Origin of the sequence: Desulfovibrio porci (genome assembly GCF_009696265.1) — a bacterium.
Taxonomy (GTDB): Bacteria; Desulfobacterota; Desulfovibrionia; order Desulfovibrionales; family Desulfovibrionaceae; genus Desulfovibrio; species Desulfovibrio porci.
In genome coordinates, this window is record NZ_VUMH01000008.1 from 94,600 (window position 1) to 109,267 (window position 14,668).

The following is a 14,668-nucleotide window of genomic DNA, read 5'->3' on the forward strand; positions in this document are numbered from 1 at the left end:
AAGCGGGATTTGTTTTTATGTCATCAAGTCTGGTGACGTGTCAGATAATCCGATTTCGGGATAGCGTGGTTTCACTATTCCCTGGAACTTTATTGCGAATGTCACTCTTGTCTGTGACACAGCCCCATGTTTCCTTTTTTCATGCCCGGACTGGTATCCATCACGATATCCTCGCCAGAATCGGTCATACGTCATGTGCCAAACAGTGCTATCTCCCCTGCATGCGGTGCTCGTATTCGGCCAGCCTCTGCAGGGAACTGCCGCGGAACTGCAGATCCGCCAGAGAGGTGGCGAATTGTGCCCCCCAAGCCTTTTCCAGTCCCAGCGCCACAGCGTAGGGCATGAAACGGTGGAATTCTTCCGGTGTCCGGTCCGGCGGATTAAAGGTGTTGAGACGCGATGCTTCTGCAGTCCCCAGATACAGGGCAAGACCTTCGATCTCCGCCAGAATCTGCGCGGCCTTGGGGGCAGGTCGCTTCATGAGAGGCATGAAGACCATAGGCAGAAGCAGAATGCCCATAAAGGCCAGATTGCCGCTGCCCATAAAACTGTTGGCCCAGAAGAGTGTCCCTCCCACCACAAAGAAAAGCAAAAGGAAGCCCAGAATCTTTAAGGGGACTAAGAATACTTCCGTAATGCTTCGGGTCAGCCAGAGGAGATAGCCCATCAATCCCAGCCAGAGCAGGGGGCGCAGCGCACTCCAGCTGTGCATGAACGGGTAAAGGGCAAAGTCCGACATGCTTTCGTCGAGGATGACGTCATACACCAGCATGACGGGCACGAGCAGTATATAGACTCCCAGAAGGAGCAGGTTGAGGTAACCCATTTCCTGCCAGCGGACCAGGATGCTGACTGCATACTGTGTGCTACGATGGGTCAAGAAGGTGAGGCCGAGCGTCAGGCTGAAGGCGGCCAGGACTGCAGGGATGTCCTCAGCACCAAAATTGAGCCAGAGGGCACCCTGAGCCAGGAGTGCCCCGCCATAACAAAGGATGAACATCAGGCTGACCAGGTTCCCGTTTATTTGCCACATGTCGCGGTACTGGGAAGCGAGGGCCTCGTAGGATGTGGAGCGGGCCTCGGCCACCTTCCAGGCGTTTTTCCTGCCCACTTCAAGAGGCTGGGGCGGGCGGGTGGGAAAGAGCTTCCGTAGGCAGCGTCGCTCTGCCATGTCGAAACCACGACCCCGCTTCAGGAGGTCTTCCCAGATGCGGCGTTTGTGCTGGCTGCTTTCATCTCCTTTTGGGCCGGTATTCCTGTTTTCGGTGCCGTAACTGTCTATGGAGGTCCGCTTCATGATCTCACTGCTTGTCCGCAGGACATAGGGATCCGTGCGACTGCCTGTGCCAGTCATATCCACCATTTTCTGGGTCGCCAAGTTCAGCAGGAGCGCGGAAAAACCGCGAGAGGTCAGCATGGCCGCCTCGCGGATATAGGCCACGGCTGCCGGAGAGAGCGTTTTGCCGTCCGGACCAAGGGGCGGATAGAAAAGCGGGATGGAGACCTTGGGGCGCGGGTTCTTGCCGAACTTGAACCAGATCCCGCCGCACAGGAGCAGGAGCAGGGCAAAGACGCCCCACAGGGTGCTTTTGACGGTGGAGAGCGTTTCTTCTGACCCATCGGAGGTGACGACGCCTTTGTTCCATTCCACGGAAACGACAAAGTGTTCAGTATCCATCATGGGCTCTTCACCTCGGAAGAAGGCCACCCCATCCTTGTTGATCCATTGGGTGACGGGTCTGTGCCCCATGGTTGTATGCCCCAGCCGGGACCATTGCTTGCTGACGATCGCTCCTTTCGGCAGGGCTATGGCGCAGGAAAGCCTAAGGGGGCTACTATTGTGCCGACTTGTGCCCCAGATATCCCAGTCCAGTCTATCCACGTTGGAGAGAAAAAGAATCCTGTCTCTAGCCTTGTACTTCAGGGTATATTCGTGCACGGACAGGCTTTTGTCCTGGGCTATAAGACGCACGTGGCGGCTATTGTCTTTTTCCTTCACATACATGCTGGGAGTGACGGGCTTGCCATCGGCTGTGACTGACACCAGCTCCATATCCGATTCCTGTACGAAGGGGGCGAGACTGCCGTAGATCTTTGCCCCACTGCTCAGAGGACGTTCCACGGAAGGACCAAAGCCCTTCAGCCGCTCGATAATGGTTAACTCTCCGTCGGGAGCCACCTGGATAAGGGCAAAGCAGGAAGGCATGTCCGGGGATGGGGCGGAAGAGAGAGGAGTTTCCGCCCCGAGTGCTACGACTGCTGGGGGGAGCATCACCGCCCATAGAAGAAGCAAAATGACGCGACACATGGCTTAAAACTTCACTTCCGGCACAGTCGCTTCTGCGGGATCGGCCAGTTCAAAATATTCTATCTTGCCGAAGCCGAAGGCGCGAGCCACCAGATTGCCGGGAAACTGCAGCACACGATTATTCTGGTCGCGGGCTGTGCCGTTGTAGTAGCGGCGGGACAGCTGGATCTCATCTTCCAGCAGGGCAAGCTGTTCTTGGAGCTGCATGAAGTTTTCGCTGGCGCGCAGATCGGGATAGTTTTCCGATACGGCAAACAGGGAACGCAAGGCTCCCATCAGCTGATTTTCCGCATTTGCGATGGACGACAGCGAGCCGGAAGAAGAGGCGGAAACAGCCTGGGCGCGCAGCTCGGCGATTTTGGTGAGCGTATCCTGCTCGTGGGTCATGTAGCCCTTGACGGCACTGACCAGCGAGGGAATCAGGTCATGACGGCGCTTAAGCTGTACACTGATGCCGCTCCAGGCCTCATCCACCATATTTTTTCCATTCACCATGCCGTTATAGAGCAGAATGAGGCTTATGGCGATCGTTAGGGCAATACCTACTATGATGATGACAGTAATCATAATGTCTACTCCATTTCTTCATTCACGATGTTCACGGGATACAGGTGCAGAGAGCCGTCATTTCCGTTGTAATTCAGGGAAAAAACAGGGGTTGTACCATCCTCCGCTGCATAGGAAAACCCGATATTGGGTATGCTGCCTATCATTTCGACAAGAGCATAGAGGGGCTTGTCCGGACTGAACAGTGGCAGGGTATAAAGCATCTTTGTCTTTTTGAATCTGATGGTCGTATCATTGGGATCCTTGTTGGGCACATACTCAATGGCTATGATGCTGAAGTTCCTCAGAGTTTTTTGGGCTGCGACAAGCAGCTTGACAGTGTAGTCCTGATTGGAGGTGACGGTCAGCTCATACGCCCCAACGGTCAGCTTGTTCAGGAGATCCGGGGCTTCCCTTACAGACAGGGGCGCGGGCAGGCCGGTCTGTGATGTCGCATAGGCTGTGTTCATCATGCCCAAAGTGATCATGAGTGCCACAAGGGCAGGAATCAGGCTCGTTTTCATCATATTTCCCTCCTATTCTCCATAACGGTATTTCTTGCTCTGCATTACGTTTTCAAATAGCGCGAGGAGTTCCTTCTTAAAATGTATATATCCTTGATATTCAGTAGGATTAAACACAACATCAATAATCTCCATAGGTGTTGCATCTCCATAATTGTGAATATAGTATTCATTATCCGGTGCATCATCTTGCTCTGGATAATACTCCACATAAAAAGTCACGTAAGGGACGGCCGTTGCATCATTATCCATTTGTGCGGCCTTGGCCTTATCGTTCCAGAGGTTTGGCTTGTGCCGCTTGATTAGTCCATTCAGCTTTTGCAGAAAGAGGGGGGCAGTCTTGTAATATTCCTTGTTGCCAGCTATGTTCCTACGGCAGATCCGGACGTTTACCTGAGAAGATAAATCCTGGGCGCATAGCATCAGCCATGTGTTTTCGTTTTGTTCCAAGTGTTCATGAAATGAGAAAAAGCGGATCTTGTCAGAATGTATTTCCTTTGGAGGTTCATAGGGATAGCGCTGTACGGTCTTTTCCCACAAATCCATAAGATCCGAGGTAAAAGCCTGGGAGCCTTGCGGCAGAGTCCGGCCTGAGATGGATAGCTTCTGTCCCGAATCCCACAGGACATTTAGTGAATAGGATCCTTCATCCAATGCATATATGCCATCGGGAAGTGGTTTGTCCCGATGATCGGTCCAGGCAATAATGTTGTGGTGTTCGGCAAGAATAGATAAGTGTTCCAGCACCCAGCCATTGGCTTCCCGGCGATATTTTTTCCCTTTGTAGTTCACCTGCATCATGACTTTGCCGTCTCTGGTCGTCCATACATGGAAAGATTGAGGTGCCATCATGCCGGAAACAATGTAGGAGAAGGAACGCACACTATCCAGATTTTTGGCTGAACAGGGCGTAGGCAGGAAAAGAAGAAAAAAGGCCGGCACCAGTGAGAACAGGGAGAGATGCATTCTTGCCTCTTGCTTAGAGTGTTATCGGGCTTTCAGCGCCATTCATGCCGATAGGGATTTGCCCATACACATTCCGGCGGCAGCCAGCCGCTGACGTTTCGCCCCGTCTTGGTGGTGCAGGAGACCTTGAGCCAAGCGCCGCGCACACTCAGAAGACGCAGGGGCGTATCCGTGGGCAGGATGGCCACCTTAGGGGCATTGTAATCGGGGTTGGCTTTCAGGCGGGCATCCCCATCCTCGGTTGCGCAGGCATAGGCACCCAGCACGCTTTTGTGCATCCAGCCTTGCTTGTCGCCATAGTAGAGAACCTTGAACCAACCTTTCCGCTCTTCCAGAAGTGTGACTACACGCCGCGTCAGCTTCTCATCATCGGGTAGCTCGTTATTGACCGGGAAGGGGATGGTAGCGATGATTTTGCCGGAGGGAGCATCGCGCACGTTGGTTCCCATCCTGTCGCTGTCCGTAATCAGAGCCTGTACAGACATGCTCTCGTACGGCATGGCGTTGCTGACAAGCGGGGCTTGAATGCCCGGAGCATTCGTGTCCATGAGCGCATTCTGCGTCTGCCCTTCAACGCTGGTGGAAGCGGGGTTGGGGGGGGCAATACCTGGTGCAGCTTGTCCACCAGAACGTTCTCTCTTCGCCCGCTTTTGCCGCGCAGCATTGTCCCACAGCCAGCCCAGACCGGCATCCTTCAGCCAGGCTTCACGCTCGGGCCATAACCCTTCCCATGCACGCTGTCCCTGGCTGTCCCGGACTTCCGTATCTGCGCCTCTTTCCAGCAGGGCCTTGATAACTTGCGGGTTCTGGTTTCTGCGGACGGCCACCATGAAGGGAGTTTCCCCCATCATCTGGGGATTGGTCACGGCATCGACATCCAGACCTGCATCGATGAGGATATGGACAGCCTGAGGATCCCATCCCTGTTCAGCAACAATGTGCAGAATGTTCTGTCCTCCGGCCTCTTCGGGCAGTCCCTTCTTCGGATCTGCTCCGCCTTTTATCAGCGCGTGCAGTACCGATGCGTCCGGCTGGAACACGGCCGCCCACAGCAGGGGGGTGAAACCGTTCGGTAGTATTTTGTTCGTTCCGCCAAAGTTTATGGTGCTGCGCCATTCCTCCAAAGGAGCCTTGCGAACAGCCAGTCTGGCCAGATTCAGAGTCGGGCCGAGATACGCTTCCGCTTTTCCGGTGCCTGGGCGCGCACCAAGCTGGACCATAGACTGAACAGCACCAAGTTCCTGTGCGGAAGCACCTAACAGGGCATAATCAAGAACCGTGAGACCTGAGCTGTCCTCTTGATTCCATGCATCGCCTTCCCTGTGAGGAACTGGCTCATCGCTTTCCTGCATACCTTCATATACCCATTCCTGTTTGTCTGCCCAGGCCTGCGCATAGTCATTGAGGACCAGGAACTCAGTGGTTGCCGCTGCGATGCCGGGCACGCCCGGAGCGAATGCTGCCAGAAGCAGAACAAAACAGTAAGGGAACAGACGGATTGACATAAGGGAGCCTCCCATGTGGTCTGTCGGTTGTTTATTGAGATATGGTACGGACCTCGATGGGCTGAGGCACGGCAAAATCCATGCCGTACAGCCGTATGGTTTTGGGCGTGGAACCATCCAGTTCAGGGAAAAAGAATGTCAGCTTTTGTGCGGCCCGTTCCGGTACTGTCACAAGGCGTTCCCCGACGGGGTTTTGCTCGTAGACAAAATTTTCCTGATCCAGCAGAAGAACCTGCTGTTTCTCCGTAAGCCCGGTCAGACGCACGGGGAACTCCTGCGGGTTTTTGACGGCCAGAATGATGCGCCAGGAGCGGTCTTCCTGTTGTTCAGCCTTGAGGACTCGCGTTTCGGTCAGGGTCGCGAGGTCTTTGCTGTTGATGATGAGCCGCGTGCCGTCCGAGCCGTCGAGCTGGGCCTGCATATCGCGTGCGCCTTCCTGCATACCCTTCGTCATACAGCCGATGGCTTCCCCCATAATGGAGAACAGGCCGCCGAATGCTTCTTGAAGGTTCAGTTCCACTTCGTTTTTGGAGGAAGATGAGGAGGGAGTGGGAGAGAAAACGTGCGTGCTCTCCGGGGAGCCTGAATGCGAAGCAATGGAAGAAGATGATTCCGCGCTGGACACGGTTTTCGCCGAGAAAAGCGGAGCGGCAAGGCTCAGCCCCACAAGACAGTACAGGCCTAGGAAAGTGCTCATAGTGCGCGTGTTGCCGTTCCCCTCTCGCCTTTCCGTTTCTACGCCCATTTGTGTACCGACCTCACGGAGGCCGAAGCGGTTATCTGCGGCCTTGCCGGGCAGGCAGAAAAAAATAAACAGGGGAATGAGGCCCACGATGGTCAGCCCCAGCAGCATCCACCAGCCGTTGAAGTTGATGTCGTGCAGACGCCGTACAGCAACGGCCAGAGCAGGCAAGAAAAGTGCCAGCTGAACGATGCCCATGGCATCATCTGCCGTTTCCGTGCCCATAAGCTGCTGAACGGCGGCGTAGATTGCCATGCATACAAGCGAATTGAACAGGGAAAACCACCAGTACTCCGCCCTCGTAGCGCGCCCACGGAATGTTGCGTATTTCCTGAGGCAGCGGACAACGGATTCCTTGAAGCCCAGCCTGTGCGGATTTGGAGTTATGCTATGTGCGCTGTTCATGGCTGTTCTCCTTTGTAGAGCCCGTCAGAATCTTCATGTTGCGGATGGCGGACGGGTTCGGCGTGGTCTCTGTTCTTCCTGGGTGCCTACTTACGAATGATGCGTTCGCCCTTGGGCTGAGGCAGAGGTAAATGCTTCCTCATGTATTCTTCCACCACCGTAATATCGATGGGTTCGGGCGAAGGAATCACCTTGCTATTCTTGAGCATTTCGTAAGCATCCCCGCCGCGTGCCAGATAATCGGTGATGATGATGCCATAGTGGGCTTTGGGGTCGAGGGAAGTGGCCGTGTCCTTTTCATCCAGGATTTCCGCCTTGACTACGCGGGAACCCGCCGGACGCGTACCGTCAACGACATAGCGCAGACCTGCGGTGTGCAGAAGGCGCGGGCCCTTGGCGCCTTCTTCAGAAACGCCATGTTCAAGGGCTGCCAATAATAGTTCTCCCGTGAGTTCGCGTATCACCAGAGTGTTGCCGAACGGGATGACGCTGAGCAGATCGCCCCGGGAAATGGATCCTGCAGGAAGGGCAGCTCGCACGCTGCCGCCGTTACACAGGGCTACATGCGCGCCAAAGGGGCGTGCGTATTCCAGCATGGCGTCAGCGATAAGGCTGCCTCCCAGGCAGTCATCCTCGCGGCAGGCATCCATTCCATCGGGCATGGAAATATTGTGGCTGCCTACCTTGATATTGCGGTATTCATCCAGAATGGTGGCGTAGTTCTTTACCAAGGCACTTATTTCCGCATTGCGCGGTTCTGAGGCAGAAAGTTCTCTCGCTCCACCGCTCCAGGCTAGGGGAACTCCCTGTTTGTCAAAACTGACATTGAGCTCACCCAGATACTGCGTGGCCCGTTTGGCGCTGACCACCAGTACAGGCTGTCCAGAGGGGGAATACTCGACTATGGGATAGGGACCTTCCTCGGAGTCCGGGCCCAGATAGCTGTGACTATGGCCACCTACGATAATATCCACACCGTCCACGCTGCGCCCCAGTTCCCTGTCGTCAGCCAGTCCAATGTGCGTAAGAGCGATGATGTGCTTTACACCTTGTCCCTCCAGCTCCTTTACTGTCCTTTGCAGGCAGTTGACCGTATCTTCGAAAAGAGTATGGGAGCAGGCGGAGGCCAGATTAACTACTTCATTGTTGGCTATGCCCACTATGGCTACTTTTTGCCCGCGTACTGTGAGTACGGTGTAGGGAGCATAGTTGCCTTTGAGCATGGGACAGCCTTTTTCGGGCTTCAGGTTGGCTGCCAGCACGGGAAAGGGAATATCCTCCAGAAAGCGCGTCAGTTCCAGGCAGCCTTCGTCAAATTCATGGTTGCCCAGTGTCATGGCGTCGTAAGGCATGTACTGCGCCAGCGCGGCAAGCATGGGCCACTTGTTTACGCTGTAGAAAAGGGTCCCCTGAAATTGATCACCCGCATCCAAGGCAATGACGTTGTCGTTTTGCGACTTGGCCGCGCGTATGGCACTAGCGATGCGGCTCAGTCCGCCGCGGCATTCTTTGTCATCAAAGCAGGCGTTGCCATACTTGTTGATGCCCGCAATGTGGGAATGTGTATCGTTTGTATGCAGGATGGTCAGTGCAAGACAGTCTTCCTCCAGAGATGGACGCTGCGTATGCGAACAGCCTTCCTGTGCCAGGGACAGGGTAAAAAGCAAAAGCACTGTACAGACTGTTTTCGCGCAATGGCACAGGATGTTCATGCGAACCCTCCCCGAGTAGTCAGGTTTAAGAAACATCTTGCTTTTTGGACTGGCAAGGGGGCCGCAGGCCCTGTCGCTTGCGGCCCCGTTCATGTTAACGCTGTTCAACCTTCACGTTCTGGGCAAAGCCGCTCAGTTCAGCATCAGGGAAGGCCCCTTTGGAAACGATTATCCTCTTCAGATTTGGCAGGGCCTTGAGGGGGGCCAGGCTGCTGATGCCTTTGCTACCCTTCATCTCTACATAGGTGAGCCCGGAGCACCCCGCCAGAGCTTCAAAATCGGCTATCTGGCTGTCGTTGATTCTGACCGAGTTCAGATTGGACAGTTTGGCCAGACCAGACAGGCTGAATGGCTCACCTTCCACATTAACCTTGACCAGAGTAAGTTTTTCCATGGAAGTGAGAGCGGCCATATTGCCCGCGTTCACGATCTTGGCACCTGTGATGCTCATTTCTTTCAGCTTGCCCCAGCCCTTGGCGCAGGCCATGTCAAAGGGGTCTCCGCTTTTTTTATTGTACTCCGAGGTGATGGTGAACTTCTGCAGCTCCGTCAGTTCAGCCAGGGCAGCGGAATTGGTAGCACCGTCCACTGACCAGAGCTTGAGTTCCTTCAGCGTCTTCGTTTTACCCACACTACCAAGGTCACCCACGGGAACGCGCATTTTCCAGATTTGGAGCTTTTCCACTTTGGAGGAAGCCAGGGGGGAATAGTCGGTCACGTATTCGGCAAACACGTCAAAGACACGCAGGGCAGGCAATTCGGCGACAAAGGCTATGTTGTCCAGCTTGGTGAGACCGCCATTGAGCTCCACGATCTGCTTCAGCGCACCCAGAGTAGAGAAGTCGGCTTCCTTGACAGCATAGTAGGTGAGCTTCTTCAGTTTTTCACAGTTGGCCAGCGGGCTGAAGTCCTTCACTGTTGCTCCATAGAGATTCAGTTCGCTCAGGTTGGGCATCTTGGCGAGAGGAGCAAGGTCATTGATGGTGCAGTATTTCAGCTCAAGCTTGGAGCTCCCCAGGTGCTGAAGCGGCGAGAGATCCGTTGGAGCGGCTCCATTGATGGTGACGCGGGGATTGCCAGACAAAGTGGGAAAGCCCTCAAAAGACGTCAGGGAATTCCCGGCGTTGATCTCGACCTCCTTGAGGCCGGTCAATCCAGCCATCCATTTAAGGTCTGGGCCCATGGCGTCGCTGGTCAGTTCAAGCTTGATTAGCTTGAGGCTGGCTAAAGGTGACATATCCGCCACGGATTTGGCGTCCATCTCAAAAGAGGTCAGATTTTTGAGCCCCGCCACAGGAGCGATGCTCGTGAGTTCATCCTTTTTGCCTTTGATGTCGATACTGGTGGCATCGGGGAAGGTCTGGCAGAACTTGACCAGATCTGCATCGTTGATGTTCTCAAGTTTAAAAGTAGGTGTCTTGATTTTGCCAGCAAACTCCTTGGCCTGGCTGATGCCATCATCGGTGAGCGCTTCTTTCACGGTGATGGTGCTACCGGAACGCTTGACGGAAGGCTCCGCATAGGCTGACGAAACACTCAGCCCCACTGCCAGCATGGCGCAAAAAATGGTTTTCATGGACATATAGGTTTCCCTCCTGCTTCTTTTTGAGGAATGTTTTGTCCAACCTTTGGGAGACGTTGCCTGTCACCGTCTGCATTTTTCCCCTGAGCCGACGGTATTTGTTCAGACTGCGAATGTCCGCTTGTTCAAACGGGACGCAACGTAACAACCTGAGAACACTGATACTCTCTATTCTTGTGTAAACAGCTCCCTAACGCAGTTATTTTTTCGGGCATCTACCGCCCAATGAACGGGCATATTTGTCTGCCTCTGCTCTGTTCGAAAATCCGGAAGGGGTAATAAGATATACGGAAGAGTTTTTTCCGAATTTTTTTAGATAGTTCGAAACTTGGGTGCCATTTCCGACATCCGGCCTGCCGCCAGCGGTGCAATACACATAGCTCTTGTCCCATTTGAGATTGAGATCCGCTGCCCATGCCGTTGCACATAGTGCGTGCAATACAAACATTGCGACGATAATCTTCTTCATCTTTTGCTCCTTGTCTTTTCATGGTTACAGATAGAACGCCACTGCACTCTAGGCCGAGGCAGGATTTGCCTTCTTCATGCGTCCCTTGATGAACAGCAGGATAACGAGCGTAAGCGCTGCTCCCAGCAGGCAGAAGCCCAGCACGGGACGGAAACGTATCCACGCTATGGCGATGATCACCAGTGACCAGGCAGAGCCCAGCAGGCCTGCCACCAAGCCCGTACCCGCGCCCACGATGTTGCCCAGCAGGGGGATGACGTCGGCGAGGACCTTGAGGGGAGCAAAGATCATGCCAAAACCGGCAATGCACAGCACCACGCCCAGACCGCGCAGGAGCCATGCCGTCGTAGCATTGCTGCTCTTGGCGGATTCAAACATGCCGTTCATGTCCTGCGTACCCATGGCAAGGCGGTAAAATGTGTTGCCGTTGGAGGCGAGGAAGGGAACGAATGTATTGCCGTTCACCTTGGCTATAATCGAGACCTCGGCGGCCGGCGTTTCAAAAAAGGTCACGCGCACGTCACCGATGGACGGTGTGCCGGGCTGGCGGCCTACATAAAGAGTGTTGCCCTGGATATGGATCATACTGGCGCCCTGCTGACCCAACACCTGGGAGGTTTCCAGATTGGTGTTGGGGGCAAAGAAGGCCTTTTGCAGTTCCGCGCGCTGTTCATCACTAAGGGAAAGGTTCAGCGCTTTCTCTCCGCCAATGGAACGGCTCAGGAATTCAGGGAAGCGGTACGCGCCAAAGGTGACGTTGGGGGCAAGCCAGCTCACGTTTTCGGAATTAATGCGGGTCTTGTTTTCGTGTCCTTCTCTCTTCTTGAAGCTTTGGGAATTCACAGGGCTGTCTACCCATTCCGCTGAATAGGAATAGGTTGTGACCGTCTCTTCCCCTCCGCCCAGCTTTGTTCTTTTTTCAGATTTGCTGTGTTCCACCCACTGATAATACTCCACCTTCCGACGCATCTTGATGGCATTTACCTTGATGCCGAACACCGGATCAACCAGCTCGTCGTTTGTGACGGCGCTCCCCTTGGCATACACCAGTTTGCCCTCAAAAGCTCTGTCGAGCTTGTCGATACTGGGCATGGGCTCCGTCACCATCTGAGCTTCGGCAATGGCATCGCCCGTACGTACAGTGCGGCCTTCATTCCACCATAGCAGTACGGTAGCCGCGACAATCAAGAGGATGCCAGTTCCGATTCCCTTAAAGGAATTTCCGAGACGGGAAAACCAATTGGTGCTTGTAACTTCCGTGTACGAACTGTTTTCATCGCTCATGACTTTTTCCTTGCTAGATGGTTGCGTTGTTCCGGGACATAAACTTTTCCGCTTTTAGTGGAACATAGTTGAAGGATGTGTTTTTTTGCATCATCTCAGTAATGAAAAAGGAGGCATTTTTTTTTGATTCGCCTATTTTTTTGATAAAAAAAGTCTTCATCCCAATGATGAAAAACAGACTTATCTATTTGATAAAAAAGAGGTTGTATCGAGAAAAACTTGCAGGTCGCATATAAGGCAGGAAAGGATGTTTTTGGGCTGGGCAGATTGAATTTTACTGACTGAAGAGCTAAGAAATAACCGGTATAAACTAGATAGTGTCGTCACGAGATTGTCTAAACTATGATTTTGTGGAATACTTCGCTTGGAACCAACTACAAGCGAGGAATCAATGTTGCCAGCCGCGCATAGACGACATGACATCTCAGATGCCGTTTGGAAAAAGTTAGAGCCACTTTTGCCGGGGCGTGAGGGCGCCTGGGGTGGCAGAGCGCACGACAACCGTCGATTTATTGATGCCGTTTTTTGGATCATGCGCACTGGCGCACCGTGGCGTGATTTACCACCCGACCTCGGAGGCTGGAGCAACACTCATCGGAGTTTCATTCGTTGGCGGGATAGCGGCATATGGGAACGATTGCTTGAAACTTTGATAGATGAACCAGACTTTGAATGGCTTATGATTGATGCAAGTCATTGTAAGGTACATCCCCATGCAGCAGGAGCCAGAGGCGGTAATCAAGACATGAGTCGTACAAAAGGGGGCTCAACTCAAAATTGCATTTGGCCGTGGATTCGCATGGTATGCCGCTCAGGGCTATTATTACACAAGGTACAGCAGCAGATTGCAAGCAAGCGACTGCCTTGATTGATGGTTTTAATGCCCAGCATTTACTCGCTGACCGTGGCTACGATACCAATGAAATTCTTTGCCAAGCAGCGAGCCAAGGGATGAGCCCAGTCATTCCCCCAAAGAAGAATAGAAAAGAGCAGCGAGAATATGACAAAGGACTCTATAAAATCCGGCACCTTGTCGAAAATGCCTTTCTTCACTTGAAGCGATGGCGGGGAATTGCGACCAGATATGCAAAGAATACATCATCATTTCTGGCCGCAATTCATATCAGGTGTATTTTTCTTTGGGCCTCAATCTCGTGACTATACTATCTAGTTGTGACTTTTCAGGAGCTGACTCTGAGCGTATGGCAAGGACAGCATGAAGCACGGGCATAATGACGATGAGTTCAAAACTGGCTGAAATTTCAAGAAAGGTGCGTAAGACATTCCTACTTGGTATGTTCTTTGTGTATATGCTTCTGCTTTGTTCTTGCACTGATTCTCCGCTGGACCCCGACAAGCCTGTCACTCTGACCATGTGGCATGTGTATGGCGCACAGGCCCGTTCTCCTATGAATATATTGATCGACCGTTTCAACCAGACGGTGGGGAAAAAACAGGGGATTATTATTAATGTCACTTCCGTCAGCAGTACCTGGAACATTCATGATGAACTTGTGGCGTCAGCCCGTGAAGAGCCGGGAAGCGAAGAACTGCCTGACCTTTTCACCTGTTATCCCAAGACATTGGCCATTATCGGGAATTCAAGAGTCCTGGACTGGAAAAAGTATTTTAGTGAAGAAGAGCTGCAAAACTATGTTCCGGCCTTTCTTGAAGAGGGTATGATGGACGGTGCCCTTTACGGGTTTCCTTTTGCCAAATCCACCAATCTTCTCTATGTCAATGACACCCTCTTTGAGCCCTTCAGCCGGGAAACGGGCATATCCTATGCCGATCTCTCTACTCTGGAAGGAGTTTTTCGTGCATCCGCTCGTTATTATGAATGGTCCGGCGGTAAATCCTTCTTTATGTATGATGACTGGATGCACTATGCTATACTCAACTCGGAGTCGTTGGGGGAGCCTTTTTTCGAGAAAGAGAATATCCGCTGGGATAATCCGGCTCTGCTGAAACTATGGCGTCCTTTGGCCAAGGCCTCTGTAAACGGTCAACTGTGGCTTAATCCCGGGTATAACAGCACCGTCATGATGATGGGGGAAGTGGTGTGTGGTGTGGGCTCTTCCGCCGCCGTTCTTTATTACAATGATACCCTTACGCTGAAGGACAACAGTACGCTGCCGCTCAGGTTGACGATACTTCCTGATCCACGCTTTGAGGGGGCAAAACGGCTGGACATCCAGCGAGGCTCCTCTCTGTACGCACGTGCCTCCACCCCGAAAAAGGAATACGCTGCCGCAGTATTCTGCAAATGGCTTACCAGTCCGGAGATTAATTTTTCCCTTGCCGTACAGGGAGGGTATATGCCTGTTCAAAAGGAGGCCTTTCAGAGACTGAAACAGGCAGAATATGCCGATTTTTCTCATGATCGCTATAAACAAGCTTATAAGGTGCTGTTGTCGCTTTATGAAACGTCCACTTTTGTTTCTGTGCCTGCTTTTGAAAATTACGGAGAACTGGAAAGGCAGTTTGGAGCAGCGCTGCGTGATGTTCTTTCTTCGTATCGTGGGACACGGTATAGTGGTGAGGGCGATCCTGAGAGCGTTGTAAGAGCATCATTGACACAGATGAAAAAACGTTTAGCCGTGCCTTTCCAGTGATGTGTGGCTG

12 protein-coding genes are annotated in these 14,668 nt (G+C 53.0%); 2 read left to right on the forward strand and 10 right to left on the reverse strand.

The genetic code is table 11. The features are described from left to right. Window positions 1-208: 208 nt before the first annotated feature. From FYJ44_RS09040 to FYJ44_RS09085, 10 genes are all read right to left on the reverse strand, one after another. Window positions 209-2,053, reverse strand: a complete 1,845-nt coding sequence (locus FYJ44_RS09040) for a DUF2207 family protein (RefSeq protein ID WP_195840994.1) — start codon at window positions 2,051-2,053, stop codon at window positions 209-211. A gap of 258 nt (window positions 2,054-2,311) precedes the next feature. Further along, window positions 2,312-2,875, reverse strand: coding sequence for a LemA family protein (locus tag FYJ44_RS09045; protein WP_154511333.1), 564 nt, complete (start codon window positions 2,873-2,875; stop codon window positions 2,312-2,314). A gap of 5 nt (window positions 2,876-2,880) precedes the next feature. Beyond that, the gene (locus FYJ44_RS09050) at window positions 2,881-3,381 is read right to left on the reverse strand and encodes a hypothetical protein (protein ID WP_087353085.1); all 501 of its coding nucleotides are present in this window, start codon (window positions 3,379-3,381) and stop codon (window positions 2,881-2,883) included. A gap of 9 nt (window positions 3,382-3,390) precedes the next feature. Next, window positions 3,391-4,344 carry a hypothetical protein gene (locus FYJ44_RS09055; RefSeq protein WP_154511335.1) on the reverse strand — a complete coding sequence of 318 codons (954 nt, stop codon included), beginning with the start codon at window positions 4,342-4,344 and terminating at the stop codon, window positions 3,391-3,393. A gap of 32 nt (window positions 4,345-4,376) precedes the next feature. Beyond that, window positions 4,377-5,849: an ankyrin repeat domain-containing protein gene (locus tag FYJ44_RS09060; protein WP_195840995.1), complete on the reverse strand. Its 1,473-nt coding sequence runs from the start codon at window positions 5,847-5,849 to the stop codon at window positions 4,377-4,379. A gap of 31 nt (window positions 5,850-5,880) precedes the next feature. Further along, window positions 5,881-6,996, reverse strand: a complete 1,116-nt coding sequence (locus FYJ44_RS09065) for a DUF805 domain-containing protein (protein WP_154511338.1) — start codon at window positions 6,994-6,996, stop codon at window positions 5,881-5,883. 86 nt (window positions 6,997-7,082) lie between these two features. Then, the gene (locus FYJ44_RS09070; protein ID WP_154511340.1) at window positions 7,083-8,708 is read right to left on the reverse strand and encodes a bifunctional metallophosphatase/5'-nucleotidase; all 1,626 of its coding nucleotides are present in this window, start codon (window positions 8,706-8,708) and stop codon (window positions 7,083-7,085) included. 94 nt (window positions 8,709-8,802) lie between these two features. Next, on the reverse strand, window positions 8,803-10,290 hold the full coding sequence (locus tag FYJ44_RS09075; RefSeq protein ID WP_195840996.1) for a leucine-rich repeat domain-containing protein: 1,488 nt from the start codon (window positions 10,288-10,290) through the stop codon (window positions 8,803-8,805). Between the two features lie 199 nt (window positions 10,291-10,489). After that, the gene (locus tag FYJ44_RS09080; protein ID WP_154511344.1) at window positions 10,490-10,759 is read right to left on the reverse strand and encodes a hypothetical protein; all 270 of its coding nucleotides are present in this window, start codon (window positions 10,757-10,759) and stop codon (window positions 10,490-10,492) included. A gap of 48 nt (window positions 10,760-10,807) precedes the next feature. Further along, window positions 10,808-12,043, reverse strand: coding sequence for a TMEM43 family protein (locus tag FYJ44_RS09085; protein WP_154511346.1), 1,236 nt, complete (start codon window positions 12,041-12,043; stop codon window positions 10,808-10,810). A 391-nt stretch (window positions 12,044-12,434) separates the two neighbouring features. Here FYJ44_RS09085 and FYJ44_RS09090 point away from each other — a divergent pair. Further along, a protein-coding gene (locus FYJ44_RS09090; RefSeq protein ID WP_407643780.1) for an IS5 family transposase occupies window positions 12,435-13,201 on the forward strand; the annotation gives its coding sequence in 2 pieces (ribosomal slippage) (window positions 12,435-12,798 and window positions 12,798-13,201; 768 coding nt in all). Window positions 13,202-13,281: 80 nt separating this feature from the next. After that, a complete protein-coding gene (locus FYJ44_RS09095) occupies window positions 13,282-14,658 on the forward strand; it encodes an ABC transporter substrate-binding protein (RefSeq protein WP_195840997.1) in 1,377 nt (458 codons plus the stop codon). Window positions 14,659-14,668 lie beyond the last annotated feature (10 nt).